We start from the raw sequence: 16,832 nt of genomic DNA, 5'->3' as shown, positions 1-16,832 counted from the left end.
ATGGCGTCGGCAGCGGCGGCCGGGGCCCCACCGGGCCCCGCCGCGCCCAAGAGCCGCAAGAGCGTGACCGGCACCCGCCGGACCGTGGCAGCCCTGTTCCTGCTGCCCGCCCTGGTGCTGCTCGGCGCGCTCGTGGTCTACCCGATCGGGTACTCGGTCGTCCGCAGCTTCTACAACGCCTCCGGCGACGGCTTCGCCGGGTTCGACAACTACAAGGCGCTGTTCACGGACGACGGCATCCGCACCGCGCTGAAGAACAACGTCATCTGGGTGGTGTTCGCGCCCACGGTCTCCACCGCGCTCGGCCTGATCTTCGCGGTGCTGACCGAACGGGTGCGCTGGGGAACGGCGTTCAAGCTGGTCGTCTTCATGCCGATGGCGATCTCGATGCTTGCGGCCGGGATCATCTTCCGGCTGGTGTACGACCAGGACCCGGACAAGGGCGTCGCCAACGCGGTCTGGGTCGGGGTCCACGACACCTTCGCCCAGTCGTCGGCGTTCCCGAAGGCGCACCCGGGCCGCCAGTCGCCCCTGAAGGCGGACGGCGGCGGATTCATCACCTCGGCTCCCGTGCACGCCGGGCAGCCGGTCACGCTGCCGCTCGTCGGGGTGGCCCCGGAACAGATGCCCGGCGGCGCGAAGAAGGCCGTGGCCGCCAGGGCGGAGCCGGGGAAGATCACCGGTACCACCTGGCAGGACTTCACCCGCGGCAAGGGCGTCGGCCGGCTGGGCGCGCCCGACCCGTCCGAACTGGGCTACGCCGGGATGCGGATCGAGGCGGTGAAGGACGGCACGGTGGTGGCCTCCGCCGAGGCCGCGGGCGACGGCACCTTCACGCTGCCCGCTTCGGCCGACGGGGCGCTGCTCCGGCTGCCGGCGAGCAACTTCAAGGAGCCGTACAACGGCGTCGACTGGCTGGGCCCGGCGCTGGTCACCCCGGCCGTCATCGGGTCGTACGTGTGGATGTGGGCGGGCTTCGCGATGGTGCTCATCGCGGCCGGGCTAGCGGGCGTGCCCCGGGAACTGCTGGAGGCGGCGCGCGTGGACGGCGCCAACGAGTGGCAGGTGTTCCGCAAGGTCACCGTGCCCCTGCTCGCGCCGGTCCTCGCGGTGGTCGTGGTCACCCTGATGATCAACGTGCTGAAGGTCTTCGACCTCGTCTACATCATCGCCCCCGGCTCCTCCCAGGACGACGCCAACGTGCTGGCCCTGGAGCTGTACCGCAAGGGCTTCGCCGAGGGCCAGCCGGGCATCGCGAGCGCGATCGCGGTCTTCCTGCTGCTGCTGGTGATCCCGCTGATGCTGTTCAACGTCCGCCGGCTGCGGCGGGAGGTGCGGCGATGAGGACACCCGCGCCCCGGCCCGGCCGGGGGTCCGGGGGTCGCCCCCCGGGAGAACACAGCAACGTCCGCCGGCTGCGGCGGGAGGTGCGGCGATGACGGCTACCGCCGGAAGGATCGGGAAGGTGACATCCACCGACACTGCCGCGCCGGCCCGGGAGTCCTGGGCCGCGCGGATCACCGGGCGGCTCAGCGGCGGGCTGGTCCGCGTGTTCCTGCTCCTCGTGGGCCTGTTCTGGCTGGTGCCGACCATCGGCCTGCTGATCTCCTCGCTGCGTGCGCCGGAGGACATGAGCGCGAGCGGCTGGTGGCAGGTGTTCGCCAAGCCGTCCGAGCTGACCTTCGACAGCTACCGGAAGCTGCTGGAGAACGGGGACATCACCCACTCCCTGGTGAACACCGTGCTGATCACGGTCCCGGCGACGGTCCTGGTCGTGGTGCTCGGGTCGCTGGCGGGCTACGCCTTCGCGTGGATGGAGTTCCCGGGCCGCGACTGGTGGTTCCTCGGCGTGGTCAGCCTGCTGGTGGTGCCGGTGCAGGTGGCGCTGATCCCGATCGCGGAACTCTTCGGGGACATCGGCCTGTTCGGGACCATCCTCGGGGTGATCCTGTTCCACGTCGGCTTCGGCCTGCCGTTCGCGGTGTTCCTGCTGCGCAACTTCTTCGCGGAGATCCCGAGGGAACTCCTGGAGGCGGCCCGGCTGGACGGCGCCGGTGAACTGCGCCTGTTCGCCCGGGTGGTGATGCCGCTCGGCGGCCCCGCGATCGCGAGCCTCGGCATCTTCCAGTTCCTGTGGGTGTGGAACGACATGCTGGTCGCGCTGGTGTTCACCAAGTCCGGCTCGCAGCCGATCACGGTCGCCCTGCAGACACAGGTACGGCAGTTCGGCAACAACATCGACGTGCTGGCGCCCGGCGCGTTCATCTCGATGGTGATCCCGCTGGCCGTGTTCTTCGCGTTCCAGCGGCAGTTCGTCTCCGGGGTGATGGCGGGCGCGGTCAAGTAGCAACGGAGTACGAGCGGTTGGAGGGGCGGGCCCGCCGTGGCCCGCCCCTCGGCGCGTGCGCGGGGCGTGCGCGGTGTCCCCCGAACGCGGTACGGACCGTGACCAATTCACTCCATCGGCCGTTCCCGGGCAAGACGCCCGTGCCGACCGACCCATGGATGCCCCGTGCCCAGGTTCACTGTGATTGTCCCCGCGTACAAGGTCCAGGCGTACCTGCCGGAGTGTCTGGACTCGGTGCTCGACCAGTCGTTCCCCGATCTGGAGCTGATCGTCGTGGACGACCGCTCCCCGGACGCCTGCGGCGCGATCGCCGACGAGTACGCCGCCCGCGACCCCCGTGTGACGGCCGTGCACCTGGCGGAGAACCAGGGCCTCGGCCGCGCCCGCAACGCGGGCATGGCCCGCGCCACGGGCGACTACCTGCTCTTCCTGGACAGCGACGACACGCTCGCCCAGGGCGCGCTGCGCGCGATCGCCGAGCGGATCGAGGAGACCGGCGAGCCCGACCTCCTGGTCTTCGACTACGCGCGCACCTTCTGGAACGGCGAGGCGGTCCGCAACCGGATGGCCGCCCAGCTGACCCAGGACGGACCGGCCCCGTTCCGCCTGGAGGACCGCCCGGGGCTGCTGCGGGTGCTGATGGTCGCCTGGAACAAGGCGTACCGGCGGGAGTTCGTCGCGGAGCGGGGCTTCGCCTTCCCGCCCGGCTACTACGAGGACACCCCCTGGACCTTCCCGGCCCTGATGGCGGCGGAGTCGATCGCCACCCTGGACCGGGTGTGCGTGCACTACCGGCAGCGCCGGCAGGGCAACATCCTGGGCACCACCAGCCGCAAGCACTTCGACGTCTTCGAGCAGTACGAGCGGGTGTTCGCGTACGTCGACCGGCACCCCGGTCTCGACCGGTGGCGGCCGGAGCTGTTCGGCCGGATGATCGACCACTACGTCACGGTCCTCACCCGCCGGGACCGGCTGCCGCGCGGCAGCCACGCCGAGTTCCTGCGCCGGGCCAGGACCCACCACCGCCGGTACCGCGTCCCCGGCGGCCGGGCGCAGGCCCGCTCCCGGCTGCGGCACGCGCTGGTCCGCTTCGGCATGCACCGCACCTTCCGCGCCCTGCGCCCGGCCGCCGCGCTCCGGCGGCGTTCGCTGCGGTGTGCCGGCAGGCTGGCCCGGGCGCTCAGGGCCGGCGCGCTGCGGCTGCACTACGGGATCCAGCTCCGCCTGCCGCTGCGCGCCGACCGCGCGGTGTTCGCCGCCGCCCCGGGGTCCGGCGCCGGCCCGGCCGCTCTGGAGGAGGCGTTCCGCGCGTACGCCCCGCACATCCGCACCGACTGGCTCGCCGGCCCGGAAGTCCGGCACCCGGTCGCTCCGGGCCCGCGCCGGCCGCGTCCGGGCACGGCCGCCGGCTGGACCGCGCTGGCCCGGGCCAAGTACCTGGTGCACGACGGCCACTTCGGTCACGGGCTGCGCAAGCGCCCGGGCCAGGTCTTCGTCCAGACCGAGCAGGGCACTCCGCTCGGGCACATGGGCCTGGACCTCCAGGAGCGCCCGGCCGCCGCCCGCGGCACCGACTTCGAGGCGCTGCTGCGGTCCGTCGACCAGTGGGACTACGTGCTGTCCGGCAACCGGCACACCACCTTGACCTGGGAGCGGGTCTACCCTGGCCGCTACACCACGCTGGAGTACGGCTCCCCGCGCAACGACGTCCTGCAGCGGGCCACCGAGGCGGACGTGACCCGGCTGCGCGAGGCGCTGGGCGTCCCGGAGGGCGCGGTCGCCGTCCTGTACGCGCCCGCGCACCGCGACCACCGCCGCACCCAGCGCCCGCCGCTCGACCTGGAGCGGATCCAGCGCCGGCTCGGCCCGCGTTTCGTGGTCCTCGACCGCTCCCCCGCCCCGCGCGCCGGCGGCTCCCGCGGCGCGGACGGCCGGATCATCGACGTCTCCGGGCAGCCGGACGTGGCGTCCCTGTTCCTGGCCGCGGACGCGCTGCTCACCGACTACTCGCCCCTGATGTTCGACTACGCGTGCCTGGACCGGCCGATCGTGGTGCACACCGGGGACTGGGACGTCTACGAGGCGACCCGGGGCGTCTACTTCGACCTGCGCGCCTTCCCGCCGGGCGCGGTGGCCGCCGACGAGGAGGAGCTGGTCGAGGTGTTCTCCACCGGACGGTGGCGCGACTCCGGCTCGGGCCGGCTGCGGGCGGCCTTCCGGGAGCGGTTCTGCCCGTACGACGACGGCCGCGCCGCCGAGCGGGTCGTCCGGCGGGTCGTGCTGGGCGAGACGGAGGGGCTGCCGGCGTTCGTGCCGCTCGCCGAGCGCAGGCCGGCGCCGTCCGCAGCGGCCGCCCCCGCGCGTTCCCCGCTCGTCACCGTGCCGCAACCTTCCGGCTCACACACCGTCACCGAGAGCCGCTGAACAGCGTTGTTCTTCCGGGAGCGCCCATGCCCCTCAGTACGACGCGGCCCACTCCGGTCCGGCCGTCCACCTGGCGTCCCGCCGGACGGCCCGGCCGCGTCGGCAAGACAACGGAAAGAGCAGAATGCCCCGATTCAGCATCATCGTCCCGTCCCACGGGGTCGCCGGCCGGCTGTCCCAGGCGCTGGACTCGGTCCTCGGCCAGTCCTTCGGCGACCTCGAGCTGATCCCGGTCTGCGACGCGCCCGGCTCCCCGGCCGCCGCGGTGGCCGCCGCGCACGCCGGGCGGGACTCCCGGGTGACGCCGGTCCACTCGCCGCCGTCCGCCGGTCTGAGCGGGGCCCGCAACGCGGGGATGCGGGCGGCGGGCGGCGCGTACGTGCTGTTCCTGGACGGCGACGATCTGCTGCTGCCGGGCGCGCTGGCGGCCCTGGACGCCCGGCTGGCCGAGACCGCCGGCGTCGACGTGCTGTACGCCGAGCACGAACGGACCCCATGGTGGGAGGGCGAACCCGCCAACCCGGCCGCGCCGCTGCTGGCGAAGGCGCCGAAGGGGGCCTTCGCCCCGGACCGGTTCCCGGAGCTGACCGGCCTGCGGCTGCCGGCCTGGGGCACCGCCTACCGCCGGGCCTTCCTCATCGAGCACGGACTCGCCTTCCCCGAGGGCCACTTCACCGACCTCGGCTGGTGCGGGCTGACCGGCATCGCCGCCGGGCGGATCGCGGTGCTGCGCCGGGCCGTCGTACGGCACCGGGCGCGCCGCCAGGGCAGCCGGCTCAACCTGCCCGGGCCGCACCAGCACACGCTGCTGGACCAGGTCGAGCTGGTGCTGACCCGGGCGGCCGCGGCGGGACTGTCCGCCGGGCGGGCGCGGCCGGTGTTCGACCAGCTCTTCGCGCAGGTGCTGAAGACCGCGTCCCGCCCGGAGCGGCTGCCCGGCGGGCACCGCGCCTTCTTCCGCCGGGCGGCCCGGCTCTACCGGGCGCACCGGCCGGCCGGCCACCGGGCGCCGGCCGGCAGCCTCGGGGTGCAGCACCGGCTGCTGGCGACGGGCGCGTACTCCGCGTTCCGGGCACTGCGGGGCGCCAACCGGGTGGCGGCCCGGTCCGCCGGGCTGCTGCCGCGCCCGCGCATGCTGCGCACCCGGCTGCGCTACGCCCGTGACCTGCGCCGGCCCCTGGATCCGCGGCTCGCGGTGTTCTGCGCGTACTGGGGCCGGGGTTACGCCTGCAACCCGGCCGCGATCCACGCCAAGGCCTGGGAACTCGCCCCGCACATCCGCGCGGTGTTCCTGGTCGAGGCGGACCAGGTCCACGCGGTGCCGGAGGGCGTCGAGCACGCGGTGATCGGCTCCCGCCGCTACTGGGAGGTGCTGGCCCGCGCCACGTACCTGGTCAACAACGCCAACTTCGCCGAGGGCGTGGTCAAGCGGCCGGGCAGTGTGCACCTGCAGACGCAGCACGGTACCCCGCTGAAGACGATGGGGGTGGACCAGTCGACGTACCCGGTGGTGGCGGCGCGCTCCGGCAGCTTCACGAAGCTGCTGGGCCGGGTGGACCGCTGGGACTTCAACCTGTCCTCCAACAGCCACTCCACGCGGATCTGGGAGCGCGCCTTCCCCGGCTCCTACGAGCAGCTGGAGTACGGCTACCCGCGCAACGACGTCTTCTACAGGGCGACCGCCGCCGACGTCGCGCGCGTACGGCGGGAGCTGGGCGTGCCGGAGGGGGCGACGGCCGTGCTGTACGCGCCGACCCACCGCGACCACCACACCGGCTTCGAACCCGGCCTCGACCTGGAGGCGTTCTGCGAGGCGGCCGGCGAGGACGTCGTCGTCCTGCTGCGCGCCCACTACTTCTACGACCGCGGCCGCCCGGCGGGCTCGGGACGGGTCATCGACGTCACCGCGCACCGCTCCTCGGAGGACGTGTGCCTGGCCGCGGACGCGCTGGTGACCGACTACTCCTCCATCATGTTCGACTACGCCAACCTGGACCGGCCGATCGTGGTGTACGCCGACGACTGGGAGGTCTACCGGGAGACCCGGGGCGTCTACTTCGACCTGCCTGCCGAGCCGCCGGGGCCGCTCGCCCGGACCCCCGGCGAGCTGGCCCGGGTCTTCTCCGACGGCTCGTGGGCGGGGCCGGAGTCCAGGGCGCTGCGGGCCGCGTTCCGGGAGCGGTTCTGCCAGTTCGACGACGGGCTGGCCGCCGAACGCGTCGTACGCCGGGTGCTGCTGGGCGAGCCGCCGGAGGCGATCCCGCCGGTGATCCCGCTCGCCGAGCGCGTCCCCGCCCCCGCCGCCGCGACCCTCGTGAGGAGCTGACCCGTGCCCCGCTTCAGTCTCATCGTCCCCTGCTTCAAGGTGCAGGGCTTCCTGCGCGAGTGCCTGGACTCGGTGCTGCGGCAGTCCTTCGGCGACTTCGAGCTGATCGCCGTGGACGACCGCTCACCGGACGGCTGCGGTGCGATCCTGGACGAGTACGCGGCCCGCGACCCGCGGGTGAAGGTGCTGCACCTGCCGGAGAACGCCGGTCTCGGCCGGGCCCGCAACGCCGGGCTGCCGCACGCCACCGGCGACTACCTGTTCTTCCTGGACAGCGACGACACGCTCACCCCGGGCGCGCTGGGCGCCATGGCCGACCGGCTGGCGGAGGCCGCCGACCCGGACGTGCTGGTCTTCGACTACGCGCGCACCTACTGGTGGGGCGGCACCCGGCGCAACGCGCTGGCGCACGTGCTCGCCGAGGCCGGCGCGGAGACCTTCACGGCGGCCGCCCGGCCGGAGATCCTGGACCTGCTGATGGTGGTGTGGAACAAGGTCTACCGACGCGGCTTCGTCGAGGAGAACGGCTTCGAGTTCCCGCCCGGGTACTACGAGGACACCCCCTGGACCTTCCCGGTCATGCTCAGCGCCCGGCGGATCGCCGCGCTGGAGCGGATCTGCCTGAACTACCGGCAGCGCCGGCAGGGCAACATCCTGTCCACCACCAGCCGCAAGCACTTCGACGTCCACGGGCAGTACGAGCGGGTCTTCGCCTTCGTGGACGGGCGCCCGGAGCTGGCGGGCTGGCGGCCGTACCTGCACCGCAAGATGAGCGAGCACTGTCTGGACATCCTCGCCAAGCCGGACCGGCTGCCGCCCGGGGACCGGGCGGAGTTCTTCCGGCGCACCGCGGAGATGTTCCGCCGGTTCCGGCCCGAGGACGCCCTGGTGGACGGCGAGGTCGCCGTACTGGAGGGCGGTTACGCGCGGTACCTGCTGCGCCGGCGGGCGGAGCGGGCCGCACGGGAGGCCGTGCGGCGGTCGGCTCCGGCCCGGCGGGCCGTGGGCGCCCGGGCCCGGCGCGGCTGGACCCTGCTGCACGCGCACCGGCCGCTGGACGAGCACCTGGTGGTGTACTCGGCCTCCTCGCACCAGGGCGTGCTGGGCGATCCGGCCGCCGTCTACCGCAAGGCGCTGGAGATCGCCCCGCGGTTGCGCGGGGTGTGGGTGGTGCGCGACGAGGAGGCCGCCGGGCGGCTGCCGGCCGGTGTCGAGCACGTGCTCGTGGACTCACGGCGCTGTCTGGAGATCACCGCGCGCGCCAAGTTCTTCGTCAACGACGTCAACTGGCCCGGCACGCTGGTCAAACGGCCAGGCAGCGTGCACGTCCACACCCACCAGGGCACCCCGCTGAAGTACAGGGGCGCCGATCTGCTGGACAAGCCCGGCGCCCGGCTGGGCTTCGACGTGCCGCAGATGCTGCGCCGGGCCGACCGCTGGGACTACAGCCTGGTCGCCAACCGTCATTCGGAGCTGGTCTGGGAGCGGGCCTACCCCTGCCACTTCACCTCGGTGCGCACCGGCAGCCCGCGCAACGACGTACTGGTCGGCGCGGCCGACGGCGCGGGCGCCGGCTTCCGGCTGCGGCACGGCATCCCGGCGGACCACACGGTGGTGCTGTACGCGCCGACCCGCCGGGACTACCGGCGCGGCGGGCACGTGGACCGGATCGACCTGGCCCGGTTCGCGGCCGACCTGGGCGAGGGCAGCACGCTGGTGGTCCGGCTGCACCCGACGCTGGCGGCCGGTCCGGCGCGCGGCATGGGCCTGACCGAGTTGGCCCGGCGGGGGGTCGTGGTCGACGCGACGGACGAGCCGCACGTCGAGGAGGTGATGCTCGCCTCCGACGTGCTGGTCACGGACTACTCGGCGCTGATGTTCGACTACGCCAACCTGGACCGGCCGATCGTGGTGCACGCCGACGACTGGGCCGCGTTCACCGCGAGCCGGGGCGCGTACCTGGACATCACCGCGGAGGCGCCGGGCCGGGTGTCGCGCTCCTACCGGGAGCTGATCGGGCTGTTCACATCCGGATCGTGGCGGGACGAGGAGTCCCGGCGGCTGCGGGCGGACTTCCGGGCCCGGTTCTGCGAGTTCGACGACGGCCGGGCCGCCGAACGGGTGGTGCGGACGCTGCTGCTCGGCGAGGCCGTGCCGCCCGGGCCGGGGTCCGTGCGGATCCCCGGCCAGGCGGCCGGCGCCGGGCTGCCGGCCGCGCAGGCGAGGCCGGCGGGGCGCCGGTGACGGGTCCGGCTACTCGATGACGAGGTCGACCTCGATGTTGCCGCGGGTGGCGTTGGAGTAGGGGCAGACCTGGTGGGCGGTCTCGACCAGCTTGCGGCCGGTCGCCTCGTCCACGGTCTCGGGCAGCTCCACGCGCAGCGTCACCTTCAGGCCGAAGCCCTCGCCCTGCTTGCCGATGCCCACCTCGGCGGTCACCGCGGCGTCGGTGACGTCGACCTTCGCCTGGCGGCCGACGAGGCCGAGGGCGCTGCCGAAGCAGGCGGCGTAACCGGCGGCGAAGAGCTGCTCCGGGTTGGTGCCCTGGCCGTCGCCGCCGAGCTCCACCGGCGGGGCCAGCTTGACGTCGACCTTGCCGTCGGAGGAGACGGCGCGGCCGTCGCGGCCGTGGGTGGCGGTGGCGACAGCGGTGTAGAGCGCGTCCATGAAGACCATCCCTCTGGAAGTCGGTTGCGTTCCGGCGGCTCCGGTCGGGGCCGCCTCACGGCCATAAGTAGAGCACACAATTAAGTTGTGCACAACTGAATGGCTCGCCGGCGCTACCCTGTATCCATGAGCACCTCGCCGACCCCGCAGACCCCGCCGGCCGCCGCCGTCCCGGACACCGAGTGGCTGCGGCTGGACCGCCAGATCTGCTTCTCCCTGCACGCGGCCTCCCGCGCCTTCAACGGCGTGTACCGCGTCGTCCTCAAGGACCTGGGGCTCACCTACCCCCAGTACCTGGTGATGCTGGTGCTCTGGGAGCACGGCGATCTGCCGGTGAAGAAGCTCGGCGAGCACCTGCGACTGGACTCCGGGACGCTGTCCCCGCTGCTCAAGCGGCTGGAGGCGGCGGGTCTGGTCACGCGGGAGCGCAGCGCGCACGACGAGCGCTCGGTGCGGGTGGGGCTGACCGGCCAGGGCGCGGCGCTGCGCGAGCGGGCCCTGGAGGTGCCGCGCCGCATCGCGGCGGCCACGGGCTTCGAGCTGGCGGAGATCGGCGAGCTGCGCGAGCGCCTGGACCGGCTCACCGGCGCGCTGGACGCGGCGGCCGCGGCGGAGGCCCGGCGGGGGCGCTGAGTTCGGCGGGACCGCTGAGCCCGGCGGGGGCCCGGCGGACGTAGAGCCGTACCGCCACCTCGCCCACGACCGACTCCCCGGCCGGCGTGAACTCCCCCGCCAGCACGGCGGACTTCGTCCGCTCCACGGGGCTGCCCGGCCGCCACCGCCCGGCCAGCACGTCCCGGTCGGCGACCACCCAGACCCGGTCCAGCCGGGCCATCCGCCGGCGCAGGTCCGGCGGCCCCGCCTCCCGTCCGTACAGGGTTCCGGACACGGCCGCGGACTCCGTCAGCGCCACGTCCCGCGCCCCGCGGAACGCCGCGGGGTAGGTGAGGGCCGTGTTCCGCGTCTGCTCCGGCAGGAACAGCACCGCGTCCCCCGGGCGCAGCCTCCGGTCGGCGGCCCGGGCGACGGCGGCGAGGTCGTCGGGGCGGCGGGCCGGGTCGCGGTCGGCGCGCAGCAGGGGGAGCTGATGGGTGAGGACCAGCAGGACGGCGGCCGCACCGGCCAGGGCGGCGACGCGGGCGCCCGCGCGGGGCGGCAGCAGCCGGTCCGCCCCGGCGGCGACCAGCAGCGGCGCCCCCGACAGGGCGTAGAGCACGTACCGGTCGACGTACAGCGGCGACAACTGCGACACCAGCATCAGCGTGGCCGGCGGCACCACGGCCAGCGGCGCGGCGACACCCGCGCACGTCGGCACCCCGCGCCGTCCGGCCGCCGCCGGCAGAGCCACCAGGGCCAGGCACAGGCACACCCAGAACACCGGGTCCGCCGGCCCGAGGAACGTGCGCAGCAGCCCCAGCGCCGTCGCCCGCGTCGGCGGCCGCAGCCAGGCCACCTGCGCCGACTGGGACTCGGACACCAACACCATCGGCAGCAGCGCGAGCCCGGCCAGTGCCGCCGCGCGTCCCCAGCCCCGCCACACCCGCGGGGCCACCCGGGCCAGCGCCAGCGACACGGCGTGGGCGGGAAGCAGCAGCACGGCGAACTCGTGCAGCCAGCAGGTGAGGGCGACGACCGTGCCGTAGGCCCACCACGAACCCCCGCGCACGGCTCGTACGAACAGCAGCGTCGCCGCCGTGGCGCCGGCCGCGACCAGGGCGTACGAGCGGCCTTCCTGGGCGTAGTGGCCGGCCATCGGCGAGACGGCGTACAGCAGTCCGGCCCAGAGCCCGACGCGCGGCCGCGCCAGCCGGGTGCCGAGCGCGGCCACCAGGCCGGCGGTCGCGGCCGCCGCGCACACGGAGGGCAGCCTGAGGACGACCTCGCCGGGGTGGACGGACAGGACGGCGTGCATGAGGAGGTAGTACAGGCCGTGCACCGCGTCGACCTCGTGCAGCAGCCGCCAGATCTGCGGCACGGTGCGGCGGGCCACCTGGAAGGTGACGGCCTCGTCGCGCCACATCCCGCCCCGGTCGAGCCCCCAGCCGCCGAGCGCGAGCATCACCAGCGCGGGCACGCACACGGCGACGGCCCGCCGGACCCGGGCCGGACCGCCCGGCGGGGCGCCCGGCGGGGCGGCGGCGGACCCGGTGGCCGCCGCCGGGGTGCCGTGCGGCCGCGGTTGCGCAGGAGACCCGAGGCTGACCACCGCACCATCTTTTGCGATTAGCCAATCTTTGCGGGGTAATGACGGCGTATCAGCATGAATACACCATCCACGCGGATTAGGCTCCCGCGTGATGAACCGTCTCCGTGTCACCCCCGGCCCGGTCCTCGCCCTCGCCGCCGTCTGGCTCGTCACCCGTGCCCTGATGTCGTGGCTGCTCACGCACGACAGTTCGCCCCTGCTGGGCGGGGGCGCGGTGCCGCGTGAGGTGTGGCGCCTGTACTTCCACTGGTACGGCGTGCTGGCGCACGGCGCCTTCCCGACCCACGACAGCACCTGGCAGTACCCGCCGGGCGCGGGCGTGGTGCTGCTGGCGCCGGGCCTGCTGCCGTGGCTGACTTACTTCCAGTCGTTCGTGGCGCTGGTGCTGGCCGCGGACGCGCTGATCGCGGTGGCCCTGGTCCGGGCGGGCAGGCGGCCCGGCGGGAGCCTGCTCGGCGCGGCCGTGTGGACCTGCGGTCTGCCGCTGCTGCTGCACCTCCCGCTCGCCCGCTACGACCTGCAGGTGACCGCGCTGGCCGTGGCGGCCCTGCTGTCGTCGGGGCGCTCCCGGCGGGTGGGCGGTGTCCTCGCGGCACTGGGCGCGCTGGTGAAGGTGTGGCCCGCGCTGGTGCTGCTGGGCACGCCCCGGGGTGACGCGACCCGCACGGCGTGGGGCTGGGCGGCGGTCGGCGGAGGGCTGGGACTGGCCCTGCTCGCCGCCTCGTTCAGCCATCCGCTGGCGTTCCTGCGGGAGCAGGGCGGCCGGGGCGTGCAGATCGAGTCGCTCGGCGGCACCGCGCTCAACCTGGCGCGCCGGGCCGGCTGGCCCGGCAGGGCCCGCTACCAGTACGGGGCGATCGAGCTGGTCGGACCGCATGTGCACACCGTGGCCACGCTCAGCCTCGGGCTCACCGCCGCCGCGCTCGGGCTGCTGGTGCTGTGGCGGCTGCGGGCACGGCACTGGAGCCCGGCCACACCGTACGACGCCGCGCTCGCCGCGGTGCTGCTGTTCACCGTCACCAGCCGGGTCATCAGCCCGCAGTACCTGATCTGGCTGCTGGGCCTGGCCGCCGTGTGCCTGGCCTCCCGGCACACCAGCCAGCGCCCGGTGGCCGTACTGATCCTCGCGGCGAGCGCGCTCAGCTCGGTGGCCTATCCGGTGCTCTACCGCGAGGTGGTGGCCGGCACCTGGACCGGCTGCCTGCTGATGCTGGCCCGCAACACGCTGCTGGCGGCGGCCGCGGTGCTGTCCTTCGTGCGGCTGTGGCGCGCGGCCCGGCCGCCGGCCGGGGAGCCCGCGCCCGCGACGCGGCCCCGCCCGGATTCCGGCCGTCTCCCGGATCGGGCACTAACCGGCCCGTAACGGGGTAATACAGACTTCCTAAGTTCCCGGCCCGTGGACCCCATGAGTACAGACCCGCAAGCCCCGGACAAGCAGCCGGCACCCCAGGTCGGCGTCGTCGTGATCGGCTACAACGACGCCGGCCACGTCGCCGGCGCCGTGCGCTCCGCGCTCGCCCAGGGGCCGGCCGTCGGCGAGGTGGTCGCCGTCGACGACTGCTCGAGCGACGGCAGCGGCGAGCTGCTCGACCGGCTGGCCGCCGGGGAGCCCCGGCTGCGGGTGGTGCGCCGGGACGTGAACAGCGGCGGCTGCGGCACTCCGCGCAACACCGGGATCGACGCCGTGACGATGCCGTACGTGATGTTCCTCGACAGCGACGACGTGCTGCCGCCCGGCGCGGTGGACGCGCTGCTGCGGGGCGCCACCGGAGCGGGCGCCGAGGTGGCGGGCGGACTGTGCGTGCGCCGCGAGCTGCCCTCGGGACGCGAACAGCCGTGGCAGGCGGCGCTCTACTCGGCGCCCGCCGTCCTCGCGCGCCCCTCCCAGCGCCCCCGGCTCGTCCACGACACCCTGTGCGTCAACAAGCTCTACCGCACCGGCTTCCTGCGCGAGCACGGCATCCGCTTCCCCGAGGGCCGCTTCCTCTACGAGGACTTCGTCTTCACCGCGCGCGTGCTGGCCGCCGCGCCGCGCGTGGCGCTGGTGCCGGAGCGCGTGTACGTGTGGCACGTGCGCCGGTCGGCCGAGCGGCTGTCGCTCTCCCTTGACCGGGAGGACATCGCCAACTGGCGGGCGCGCACCCGGGCGTGCGCGCTGGCGTACGACATCCTGCTGGGCGCCGGGCAGAAGGCGCTGGCGCGGGCCGCGCGCGCCAAGTTCCTCGACCACGAGCTGCGCATGTACCTCCGCGAACTGGACCTGCGCGACGCGCACTACCGGCGCGCGTGGTGGGCGCACACCCGCGAGTACCTCGCGCGCTACGACGCCGCCGACTGGGAGCTCAACCCGGCGGCCCCCGGACGGCTGCTGGGCCGGGTGGTCCTGGCGTCGCCCGAGCCGCGCGACCTGCCCCGCCTGCGGGAACTCGCCGCCCGTCCGGCCCGGCTGCTCCCCCCGTACGCCCGCGCTCCCGACGGCACGCCCGTCTGGGCGCCCGACCTGACCCAGGTCACCCTCGCGCCGCTGCTCGCCCGGCCCACCGCCCTCCTCCCGCTCGCGGTGGACGCGGAACTACGTCCGCGGACGCGTCGGCTGCGTCTGCGCCTGCACGAGCTGTACGGGCGGACGGCCGGTGCCGGTCCGCGGGAGGTGGACGTGCAGTGGCAATCCCGGCGGGACGGGAGATTGGCCCGGCGCGCCACCGCGGCCTTCACGCCCGCCGGTCCGGAGCGCTGGACGGCCGAGGTACCCGTCGACCCGGGCGGGCTCGGCACGGGCACCTGGGACCTGCGCCTGACCGTGCGGTTCGCGGACGGCGCGGCCCGCGAGGCCACCGCGCACGCCCTCGCGGGCGACGGCCTGCTGCGCCGGCGCGCCGTCCCCGACGCCCGGCACGGCCTGGTGCTGGTCCAGCCGTACGCGACCCACTCCGGAGCACTGGCCCTGCGTGTGGCGACCGGAGTACAAGGAGTCGTGACGGTGGCCCGCGGCCGACTGCGCCGCCTGTTCCACCGATCGCACGGGACCACGAGCCGCCGGCCGTCACCGGCCGGCCACTGACGAGGGGACGGCCGAGATGACCTGGCTGATCACCGGCGGCGCCGGTTACATCGGGGCGCACGTCGTCCGCGCGATGGCCGAGGCGGGCGAGCGGACCGTGGTCTACGACGATCTGTCCACCGGTGTCGCCGAGCGGGTACCGGCCGAGGTGCCCCTGGTGCGGGGCTCGACCCTGGACGCGAGTACGGTCTCCCGTACGCTCGCCGGGCACGGCGTCACCGGTGTCGTCCACCTCGCGGCGAAGAAGCAGGTGGGCGAGTCGGTGGAGCACCCGCTGCGGTACTACCGGGAGAACCTGGAGGGCCTGCGCGTCCTGCTGGAGGCGTCGGTGGCGGCCGGGGTGGCGTCGTTCGTCTTCTCGTCGTCCGCCGCGGTGTACGGCATGCCGGACGTGAACCTGGTCACGGAGGAGACTCCCTGTCTCCCGCTCTCCCCCTACGGCGAGACCAAGCTCGCCGGTGAGTGGCTGGTCCGCGCCACGAGCCGGGCCACGGGGCTGGCGACGGCGTCGCTGCGCTACTTCAACGTGGCGGGCGCGGCCGTGCCCGCGCTGGCCGACACGAGCGTCACCAACCTCGTCCCCATGGTCTTCGAGAAGCTCACCGAGGGCGTGTCCCCGCGGATCTTCGGCGACGACTACCCGACCCCGGACGGCACCTGCGTCCGCGACTACATCCACGTGGTCGACCTGGCCGAGGCGCATGTGACGGTCGCCCGCGCCCTGCGCTCCGACCCGGGCCGCACGCTGACCCTCAACATCGGGCGCGGGGAGGGCGTGTCGGTCCGCGAGATGATCGACCGCGTCAACGCGGTCACCGGCTACGACCGCCCCCCGTCCGTCGCCGCCCGCCGCCCCGGCGACCCGGCCCGGGTGGTGGGCTCCGCCGACCGCATCGCCACCGAGCTGGGCTGGCGGGCCAAGTACGACGTCCAGGACATGATCGCCTCGGCCTGGGAGGGCTGGACGCACCTGCATCCGCAGGCGGCGCGCTCCTAGGCCGGGCCCGCCGGGGTGCCGTCAGGGCCGCGCCGGCCCGGACGGCACCCGGCGGAGCGCCGGCTCACAGGGCCGTGAGCGCCGCCGCGGTGGCGCGGGCCAGGTCGTCCAGGTAGTCCTTCGGCAGCTTGGGTGACCTGATCACCACCGAGCGCCAGTAGAGCGGGCCGGAGATCAGGTCGAGCGCGAGGTCGGTGTCCAGGCCGGACCGCACCTCTCCGCGCCGCTCGGCCGCGGCCACGATCCGGCTGGCCACCGAGTCCTGGCCGTCCCGCACCGCCTTCTGCAGCGCCTCGGCGATCTCGGGGCTGCGGGCCGCCTCCGCCTGCAGGTCGGGGATGATCTGCGAGGCGACGGGGTGGCGCAGGGCGCGGGACGTGACGGCGTAGAGCAGGCGGAGGTCGCCCTCCAGCGAGCCGGTGTCCGGGACCGGGAGCCCCAGCACGGCCATCGCCGAGACCACGTCGAGGACCAGGTGCAGCTTGGAGCGCCACCGGCGGTACACCGCCGTCTTGCCGACGCCCGCCCGCCGTGCGATCCCCTCGATGGACATCCTGGCGTACCCGACGGCCGCCAGTTCCTCGAAGACGGCCGCCCGGATGGCCTCGGTCACGTCCTCCCGGAGCACCGCGGCTCCCGCTGGGGCCCGCCGGCGCGGACGCTTCGGGGTCTCGTGGGCGTTCGTCGTCATACGGACCAGCATAGGGCGTGACGACGAAACGGTTGCGTTCCGACGTGGGATGGTTCTACTCTCACGTTGCGACGATACGGTCCCGTCCCGACGTAAGAGAACGTGAAGAGAAG

12 protein-coding genes are annotated in these 16,832 nt (G+C 74.5%); 9 read left to right on the top strand and 3 right to left on the bottom strand.

Annotation, left to right across the window (positions count from 1 at the left end; genetic code table 11):
• The 5 genes from TNCT1_RS30035 (at nucleotide 1) to TNCT1_RS30015 (ending at nucleotide 9,341) form a co-directional block, all read left to right on the top strand.
• Nucleotides 1–1,344: a carbohydrate ABC transporter permease gene (locus tag TNCT1_RS30035; protein WP_174266501.1), complete on the top strand. Its 1,344-nt coding sequence runs from the start codon at nucleotides 1–3 to the stop codon at nucleotides 1,342–1,344.
• 91 nt (nucleotides 1,345–1,435) lie between these two features.
• The gene (locus TNCT1_RS30030; protein ID WP_143638354.1) at nucleotides 1,436–2,347 is read left to right on the top strand and encodes a carbohydrate ABC transporter permease; all 912 of its coding nucleotides are present in this window, start codon (nucleotides 1,436–1,438) and stop codon (nucleotides 2,345–2,347) included.
• Nucleotides 2,348–2,512: 165 nt separating this feature from the next.
• On the top strand, nucleotides 2,513–4,771 hold the full coding sequence (locus tag TNCT1_RS30025; protein ID WP_143638351.1) for a bifunctional glycosyltransferase family 2 protein/CDP-glycerol:glycerophosphate glycerophosphotransferase: 2,259 nt from the start codon (nucleotides 2,513–2,515) through the stop codon (nucleotides 4,769–4,771).
• A 124-nt stretch (nucleotides 4,772–4,895) separates the two neighbouring features.
• Nucleotides 4,896–7,097 (top strand): CDP-glycerol glycerophosphotransferase family protein, encoded by a 2,202-nt coding sequence (locus TNCT1_RS30020; RefSeq protein WP_143638349.1) that lies wholly within the window; start codon nucleotides 4,896–4,898, stop codon nucleotides 7,095–7,097.
• A 3-nt stretch (nucleotides 7,098–7,100) separates the two neighbouring features.
• On the top strand, nucleotides 7,101–9,341 hold the full coding sequence (locus tag TNCT1_RS30015; protein WP_143638347.1) for a bifunctional glycosyltransferase/CDP-glycerol:glycerophosphate glycerophosphotransferase: 2,241 nt from the start codon (nucleotides 7,101–7,103) through the stop codon (nucleotides 9,339–9,341).
• 9 nt (nucleotides 9,342–9,350) lie between these two features.
• Here the strand turns inward: TNCT1_RS30015 and TNCT1_RS30010 are convergent, their stop codons facing one another.
• Entirely contained in the window at nucleotides 9,351–9,764 is a 414-nt protein-coding gene (locus TNCT1_RS30010; RefSeq protein ID WP_143638345.1) for an organic hydroperoxide resistance protein, read from the bottom strand.
• 126 nt (nucleotides 9,765–9,890) lie between these two features.
• Here TNCT1_RS30010 and TNCT1_RS30005 point away from each other — a divergent pair, with 126 nt between their 5' ends.
• Complete coding sequence (locus TNCT1_RS30005) at nucleotides 9,891–10,397, top strand: MarR family winged helix-turn-helix transcriptional regulator (protein WP_235902962.1); 507 nt, start codon at nucleotides 9,891–9,893, stop codon at nucleotides 10,395–10,397.
• Here TNCT1_RS30005 and TNCT1_RS30000 read toward each other — a convergent pair.
• Complete coding sequence (locus TNCT1_RS30000) at nucleotides 10,345–11,970, bottom strand: glycosyltransferase family 39 protein (RefSeq protein WP_308789295.1); 1,626 nt, start codon at nucleotides 11,968–11,970, stop codon at nucleotides 10,345–10,347. The genes TNCT1_RS30005 and TNCT1_RS30000 overlap by 53 nt on opposite strands.
• Before the next feature lie 91 nt (nucleotides 11,971–12,061).
• Here TNCT1_RS30000 and TNCT1_RS29995 point away from each other — a divergent pair, with 91 nt between their 5' ends.
• Genes TNCT1_RS29995 through galE form a run of 3 tightly spaced genes read left to right on the top strand, consistent with a single transcriptional unit; the run spans nucleotide 12,062 to nucleotide 16,028 of the window.
• Nucleotides 12,062–13,333, top strand: coding sequence for a glycosyltransferase family 87 protein (locus tag TNCT1_RS29995; protein WP_174266500.1), 1,272 nt, complete (start codon nucleotides 12,062–12,064; stop codon nucleotides 13,331–13,333).
• Between the two features lie 42 nt (nucleotides 13,334–13,375).
• Nucleotides 13,376–15,031 carry a glycosyltransferase family 2 protein gene (locus TNCT1_RS29990; RefSeq protein ID WP_143638339.1) on the top strand — a complete coding sequence of 552 codons (1,656 nt, stop codon included), beginning with the start codon at nucleotides 13,376–13,378 and terminating at the stop codon, nucleotides 15,029–15,031.
• 16 nt (nucleotides 15,032–15,047) lie between these two features.
• Nucleotides 15,048–16,028 carry a UDP-glucose 4-epimerase GalE gene (gene galE / locus TNCT1_RS29985; RefSeq protein WP_143638337.1) on the top strand — a complete coding sequence of 327 codons (981 nt, stop codon included), beginning with the start codon at nucleotides 15,048–15,050 and terminating at the stop codon, nucleotides 16,026–16,028.
• A gap of 64 nt (nucleotides 16,029–16,092) precedes the next feature.
• Here the strand turns inward: galE and TNCT1_RS29980 are convergent, their stop codons facing one another.
• Nucleotides 16,093–16,719, bottom strand: a complete 627-nt coding sequence (locus tag TNCT1_RS29980) for a TetR/AcrR family transcriptional regulator (RefSeq protein WP_143638335.1) — start codon at nucleotides 16,717–16,719, stop codon at nucleotides 16,093–16,095.
• Nucleotides 16,720–16,832 lie beyond the last annotated feature (113 nt).

It is taken from the genome of Streptomyces sp. 1-11 (assembly GCF_007176755.1).
Taxonomy (GTDB): Bacteria; Actinomycetota; Actinomycetes; order Streptomycetales; family Streptomycetaceae; genus Streptomyces.
The sequence above is the reverse complement of the archived record's forward strand: the minus strand, read 5'-3'. Positions and strand labels throughout refer to the sequence as shown.

Coding starts and splice junctions, on each gene's coding strand:
- TNCT1_RS30030 (WP_143638354.1), top strand. CDS start 1,436: ATGACGGCTACCGCCGGAAGGATCGGGAAGGTGACATCCACCGACACT.
- TNCT1_RS30005 (WP_235902962.1), top strand. CDS start 9,891: ATGAGCACCTCGCCGACCCCGCAGACCCCGCCGGCCGCCGCCGTCCCG.
- TNCT1_RS29995 (WP_174266500.1), top strand. CDS start 12,062: ATGAACCGTCTCCGTGTCACCCCCGGCCCGGTCCTCGCCCTCGCCGCC.
- TNCT1_RS30020 (WP_143638349.1), top strand. CDS start 4,896: ATGCCCCGATTCAGCATCATCGTCCCGTCCCACGGGGTCGCCGGCCGG.
- TNCT1_RS30010 (WP_143638345.1), bottom strand. CDS start 9,764: ATGGACGCGCTCTACACCGCTGTCGCCACCGCCACCCACGGCCGCGAC.
- TNCT1_RS29990 (WP_143638339.1), top strand. CDS start 13,376: ATGAGTACAGACCCGCAAGCCCCGGACAAGCAGCCGGCACCCCAGGTC.
- galE (WP_143638337.1), top strand. CDS start 15,048: ATGACCTGGCTGATCACCGGCGGCGCCGGTTACATCGGGGCGCACGTC.
- TNCT1_RS30035 (WP_174266501.1), top strand. CDS start 1: ATGGCGTCGGCAGCGGCGGCCGGGGCCCCACCGGGCCCCGCCGCGCCC.
- TNCT1_RS29980 (WP_143638335.1), bottom strand. CDS start 16,719: ATGACGACGAACGCCCACGAGACCCCGAAGCGTCCGCGCCGGCGGGCC.